Here is a 6,453-nt window from a genome sequence, read left to right as displayed (position 1 = left end):
CGCCAACGCTTTATGTATTGGTCAACAGTCTTCTTGACCGGTCGGAGGCGCGTCAGAAAAATGATCACCTCATCACCAGCGGTCCCTTTAGGATTAGGACGCATCGATATAAAATAGAACTGTCCACCCAACTTTATACGTTTGCGGCAGAACTTACCGTGACTCCGGCACTGGTCATACATCTGCTGATAAGTCTTACCGGGAGCTTCGTCTACAGCTTGGTAGAAGTCGCCGAACCTCAGTCGGATGACAAACTCTATTTTGTTGTCAATCAGGAACTTAAACCATTCTTGGCCGACATATTCTCGGTCAGCAAGCAGCGTCATGCCCTTCAGGTCGAGATGTTTCATCGCTTCAGTAAACAGAGCTTTGCGCTCTGCTTGGGAGGAAGCACCAATTTTACCTAGTTGTTTCCAATAGATGGGGATGGCCACGGAGCCGACTAGAACGCTCAACACCATGTAGTGATACTTTTGCTGACCTCGCTTCCAACTGGTACCATCCAAGAGTAAGTGAGTAAAACGAAAGCGACGAAGTAGGCTCAGCGTTCGTCGCTGAACGTCAAGAATAAAGCCAGCGTTGTCTTGCCAGGCATCGAAAAATCGAATCAATCGCTGATAGTGACTGGCGGGCTGAACAAGCGGTTTGTCGAGGGCCAAGCCGACATAATCCTTGAGTTTCCATAGGCTGCAAGTTCTTCCCAAAATGAGAAGTTGGCAGATCAAGTGAAGGTTTTTTGTAGCACCAAGACCGTATTTTCCGTACAAGTCAGTAAATTTACGCAGTTGCGGAGTGAGCATGAGTTGGAGTTGTGGTTAACCCCTAAGGTAGTGCTCGCTTCGCACTTTCTAAAAATGTAGAGTAGTGTGCTATTTAGGTCGATCTGGGAAAACGAGGAAAAAGTCATACCTAGCGTAGGTCTCTAGGGGATATTGCATAAAGTGTGTCATTAGTTTCCTCCAGGAATCTCAAAGATTGAAGTGAAATGATTTTACAAGCCTCGCCGAAACTTCGCCCAAACCAAAGGAAAGCCCCTCTCGCCCCTCCCCCATCCAGCTAATGTGAAGGAAGCACCCGATGACCCACTGCATCCCCTTTAGCCTTCCAACCGCAGCATGTCCTCCCCAGCGGGGGAAAGGATGGGGTGGGCCAGGTCGGCCTAGCCGGGGGTGGTGGTGGGCTGGAAGGGGGGGGCGAAGCACACGAGATGCTCCCCGAATCTTAGCCTGGCCCAGTAGCATTAAGTGGAAAAAGTGAGGGCCAAAGAGGGCCTGGCTAAAATTTTGGCCTGAAAACTTGGATGTTTGAACCTTTAATAGTATGTTGGGGCTGCTTTCAATTAGCAGCTATGCGAAACGCCGCATATTCAGTCGGGTAGGCGCATACCTTTGGCGTTAGTTTCTATTAAGATTCAGGCCACACCATTCAATATTTAATACATAATACTATGCCCAAGAATAAAAAAACGAAAAAGGCCAAGAAGAAGACCCCCATGCAGTATGTAGGGGAAAAAATGCTGGGTTCGGTTATCGAAACGATAGCTGGTGACCCTACCAGTGCCGGAATCGGCTTTATCTTCTCACTTGTTACCGGTGATGATGGCGGTGCTGCTATGGATCAAGCGCAGCTGGATGAGTTAAAGAACATTTCTTCAAAACTGAATGAGGCTATCAAGGAACTAAAAGAGGTGAACAAAAAGCTAGGAGACATTTCTGAGCACCTCAAAGAACTCGTTGATGGCCAACGCCTTGATAGGTGGCTAGGGGCCCACGCTGCAATACTTGATGATATTGGCAGAATCGATACTGTTTTTGAAAATTATTTACAGTATTTCACGCCTACCCCTGACGGTAAATTACCCCACATGGGGCGTAGAACATTTGACATTTTCTACGAGCGGGTCCTCGGAAGTAATGATTCAGTCGAATTTTGCCTTGCCAATATTCACAACCAAATCATGGGTCCTACAAGAGGGACAGGCCTCTTAGATTTATACGCCGATATGATAAGCCAACGGATTGCTGCCGATGGAAAATCATGGTTTGAAGCAACGATTATAAAACCTTACAGCTTTCAAGAATATTACACGAAAGTTACCAGCGAGCAAATTAATAAATACGCTGACGATTATTGTGAATATTACAAGTCGATCGTAAATTCCCAATTGATGGCTATCATATTAATTTGTGAGGTAAACAGTGGTGATACGAATGATCGCTTTATTGGTATTAGTGAGATCAAAAATTTTGCCATTAAAATGGCAGAACAAGAGGAAGTATTTATTTTAAACCTGGGGAAAATATTAAATGCTTGGGTATATACTGTTAACCTTGGTTCCTCTGGAAACATCGCCGTTGGCAATCTGTATAGATACAGCCAAGTAAATCTTGATAACGCAGATAAAGTAGCTTTTCTTCCTTTTAATAGAGCGGGTGGGGGAGATGAGGCCTTGGCCAGTAAGAAATATTACGAAGAGACCGTATATCCAAACGTATTAGAAGGCCGCGCCCAGGATTATTTAGAGAAAGCTGAAGACATTCTGGCCACATCGATGGTGTTTTCTTCGTTGAGGGAAGATTTTCAGGGGAAATCAATTTTCCGTAGAGTAATCGTTTACGCCCAAATGTACAATATGGCAACTGCGGGTCATACTCCTTCTAAGCTAAAAGATGAGGAGCGTATAATGCAACTGGCCAATCAAATGAACGATCTTCGCTTGGAGGGATTCGCCCCCGAACCGATATCTTGTTCAAATATATTTCCGATGACATCCTTCGGAGTTATTAGTGTTAGGAGCAATTTGTATCGGATTGTATTTCAGGTGGATAAAGACGGAAGTTATTCACTGGCTAGCCCAAATTATCCGTTTGATATCGAGGGATACAGTGGGAAGTACCAGTTCTTAACGCAAAATGATCTTGATGTAGAAGTAGATGTAGATGCAGAAAATCCCGTGGAGATCATTCACATTTGTCCATTTATGACAGTAGCCGGCTAAAATTAAAAACTTCCGGGCTTCTGCTGCAGGCGAATGAAGAAGATTGCCATTATAAGTACTATTGAGAAAGGGGTGGGCCTTTCTTCTGTCTCGAACCTTATCATAGATGCATTGAAGGATCATTACCAAGTGTTTCTTTTTGCAATGGATCAGGAGGGAGACGTGTATACAAGAGCGGAGGGAGGAACCATCATTCCATGTTTTTGTAATGGCAGTCTTTTGCACCAGCAAAATTTCTTGATGTCCGGCTTTCGAGCCTTACAGCCAGCTTTATTCCTGTGGTATTTTGATCTGTTTCCACTGAATTATTTTTCAACCTTATTTGCTTACAGCAAACGATTGGGCATCAAGCGCACCATCTACATTCCTGTAGACGGTGACTTGGTTGATCTTGGGCAAATAGCAGTGGTTTTAGAATTTGACCGATTAATTTTCTTCTCTAAATCTATAAAAGATCAATTTGATGCAGTATTGGAAAAAGCAAACTGCGGAGTGTTGCCCGAATGTACTGTCATTGGTCATTCGGTAGAGACTTTTTGGAGTTCTGGCCCGGTCAAAGATCAAACTCTGGCCGAATACCGTGTTGCTGCTCGTCGAGCCTTTTTTAAAAAGGGCAATAATTATGAAGATAGTTTTATAGTTCTGAATGCTAACCGCAACTGGGCCAGAAAGCGGTTGGATTTGACGATTGAAGGATTTTCTAAATTCTCAAAAATGGCTCCTAATGCCGTTTTGTTTCTTCATCTTCCTCACGCCACCTTAAAGGAACGGCTGTTTTTTAAAAGTGAAGTTTTGAGGCTTGGAATCGAGGGAAGGGTTATCATGCCCAACGATGAAACAATCTTACCTTTAAAAGATCTCAAGCTTCTTTATCAGTCATGTGATGTAGGTATTAATACCTCAATGGGCGAAGGATGGGGGTTGGCGAGTAATGAGCATGGATTAACCACCGCAGCACAAATAGTTCCTGGGTTTTCAAATCAAAAAGAGATTTGGGGTGATGCTGCAGTTTTTTTAGAGCTGGTCGAAAGTACTTACCAGTGGTCTCATCCCCATCTGGAGTACCGGAGTACTACTCCTACCGATATTTGCAAAAACCTTTTGATGCTTTACACTGATGAAAGAGCATTGATTAGTTATTCCGTTAAAGCCAGGAAAAGGATGCTAATGGAAAAATTCCGGCTTGAGTTTGTAAACCAGGAGTGGGTAAATTTATTCGAATCAATTATAAAGTAATCATTTACTTGTGCGCTCATGGATTTTAAAAATCAATTTACTCTAATTGGCTATCTATAGGTGCGTAACCGTCCACCCAACCCCATCTGCCCGCCTGGGCCTCCCGCAGGAACTTTGCCCGAACCAATGCAAAGACCTCATGCGCCAAACGCCATCCACCAAACGCGGAAGAAGCACCTGATGACCAGCTGCATCCCCTGTAGCCTTCCCCCCGCAACATGTCCTCCACAGCGGAGGAAAGAATAGGGTGGGCAGGTCGACGTGGCTGGGGATGGTGGTGTGCTGGAAGGTAAAGCTGGCGGGGAATGGGGGGCTGGTGGGCTTTGTGGGGGAGGTTTTTTTGGGGGGGGGAGGGGTTTAGGCGAGCGGGAAAGGGCTAGAGTCGAGTTTGGTGGAAGTCAAGGGCCAGGCAGTCGCCAAGCAACTTCCATCCCCGCAATGTTCAAAATGTCCAGTTTTTTTGCTAATAAACTGGACATTTTGCCTATCTTTGCACGAAAATCAATGGTATGAAGACCGCTGAATACATAGCATCTACGATAGATAGACTACCCAAAGGTTATGTATTCACCTATGCTGACTTAGCTTCTGAGGTGAGCCAAAAGGAAGCGGTCATCAAAGCCCTGAACCGTATGGTGGCTTCGGGGAAGATTGCCAAGCTGTCCAAAGGGAAATACTACAAACCGGAAAATACGCCCTTTGGCCAGCTACAACCCAGTCAGGCACAAGTAGTAAAGGACCTATTGGAAGAAAATGGAAAGCCCACAGGCTATCTCACTGGTTACAGCATCTATAACCAATTGGGCTTAACAACCCAGGTAAGCAATACCATACAAATCGGTAAAAATGATGTCCGCCCCAATTTTAAAAGAGGACGTTATACGATTTCTTTTGTAAAGCAAAAAAATGCCATCACCAAAGAAAACATTGCTTTGTTGCAGTTACTGGATGCCATGCGCTACGTTAAAAAAATACCTGATGCCAGTATAGAAACATCCTGCAAACGATTTTTAGCAATCATCGAAAAATTAACGGATAAGGAAACCAATGCCTTGGTTCGTTTGGCTTTAAAATATCCGCCTTCTACAAGAGCTTTATTAGGTGCGTTGTTGGAGCAATTGCAACAACGCAAAACGGCCGAGCCACTTTTTAAATCATTGAACCCGATTACTAAGTATAAACTATCAGGTGCAGCAAAAACTTTATCTACCACCGAAAAATGGAATATTGTATGAAGTTACACCACGATATAAAATTATTTTCTGATATATTAAGGGTTGCGTCACAGCACTTAGATATTAAATTAGAATTTTTAGAGAAAGACTACTGGATAACATTGGTGTTAAGTCGGTTGGCGAAAAGTAAATTTGTTGGTGAATCAGTTTTTAAAGGAGGCACCTCGTTGTCAAAGGCCTATAATCTTATAGAGCGATTTTCTGAGGATGTAGATATTGCGATCATAAATGACAAGGAAAGAACGGGAAATGAAATTAAAACCATCATCCGCACTATCGAAAAAGAAATCACACCCGATTTAAACGAGTTGCAAATGGATGGTGTGACTAGCAAAGGTTCAAGATTCAGAAAATCTGTTTTTGAATATGTGGCAACTGAAAAGAGCAATTTAAACAATAAGCTCATTGTTGAAATTAACTCGTTTGCCAATCCCTTCCCATTTAAAAAGCTCGCCGTTAAGAGTTTGGTGCATGACTTTTTGATGCAAACAAGTAATTTGAAATACATCGATCAATACAATCTCCATTCCTTTGAGGTAAACGTATTGAGCAAAGAACAAACGCTATTGGAGAAGATGGTGTCTCTAATTCGGGTTTCTTTTAAGGAGGATGTGATTGAAAGTGTATCCGAAAAGATAAGGCACTTTTATGATTTGTATTACTTAATGGGAGACCGTGAATGTGTTGAGTTTGTAGCATCCGATTCGTTTAAGAAAAAATTTGACGCTATTCTACAGCACGATAGAAAAATTTTTGAAGAGCCGAGGGGTTGGCAAGGCAAAGTGATTTCAGAATCACCTTTGGTAAATGACTTTTCAATCATCTGGCAACGATTAAAAGGAAAATACCAAACTGAACTTTCGGCATTAGCATACAGGCCAATACCAAATGAAAGAGAAGTTGCTAAGTGCTTTGAGGGATTAATAAAGAGAATTAAATGAAATTCACCGAATCGAAAATAGAAAAGGATCAAGCTGATTCTTC

The 6,453-nt window shown here is 43.0% G+C and carries 5 protein-coding genes; 4 read left to right on the top strand and 1 reads right to left on the bottom strand.

Annotated features, from left to right (window positions below):
• A partial coding sequence (locus tag H9S92_RS04270) for a transposase (protein WP_187465446.1) occupies positions 1–800 on the bottom strand: 800 nt, incomplete at its 3' end.
• A gap of 647 nt (positions 801–1,447) precedes the next feature.
• Between H9S92_RS04270 and H9S92_RS04265 the strand changes: the two genes are divergently transcribed.
• The 4 genes from H9S92_RS04265 (at position 1,448) to H9S92_RS04250 (ending at position 6,410) form a co-directional block, all read left to right on the top strand.
• Positions 1,448–2,998: a hypothetical protein gene (locus H9S92_RS04265; RefSeq protein WP_187465479.1), complete on the top strand. Its 1,551-nt coding sequence runs from the start codon at positions 1,448–1,450 to the stop codon at positions 2,996–2,998.
• Between the two features lie 33 nt (positions 2,999–3,031).
• Positions 3,032–4,234 (top strand): glycosyltransferase family 4 protein, encoded by a 1,203-nt coding sequence (locus H9S92_RS04260; RefSeq protein WP_187465478.1) that lies wholly within the window; start codon positions 3,032–3,034, stop codon positions 4,232–4,234.
• Between the two features lie 509 nt (positions 4,235–4,743).
• Positions 4,744–5,469, top strand: a complete 726-nt coding sequence (locus H9S92_RS04255) for a type IV toxin-antitoxin system AbiEi family antitoxin domain-containing protein (RefSeq protein ID WP_187465477.1) — start codon at positions 4,744–4,746, stop codon at positions 5,467–5,469.
• Positions 5,466–6,410: a nucleotidyl transferase AbiEii/AbiGii toxin family protein gene (locus tag H9S92_RS04250; protein WP_187465476.1), complete on the top strand. Its 945-nt coding sequence runs from the start codon at positions 5,466–5,468 to the stop codon at positions 6,408–6,410. The genes H9S92_RS04255 and H9S92_RS04250 overlap by 4 nt, the downstream gene beginning before the upstream one ends.
• Positions 6,411–6,453: the final 43 nt, after the last annotated feature.

It is taken from the genome of Neolewinella lacunae, from assembly GCF_014349155.1.
In the GTDB taxonomy this organism is placed as follows: Bacteria; Bacteroidota; Bacteroidia; order Chitinophagales; family Saprospiraceae; genus Neolewinella; species Neolewinella lacunae.
The sequence above is the reverse complement of the archived record's forward strand: the minus strand, read 5'-3'. Positions and strand labels throughout refer to the sequence as shown.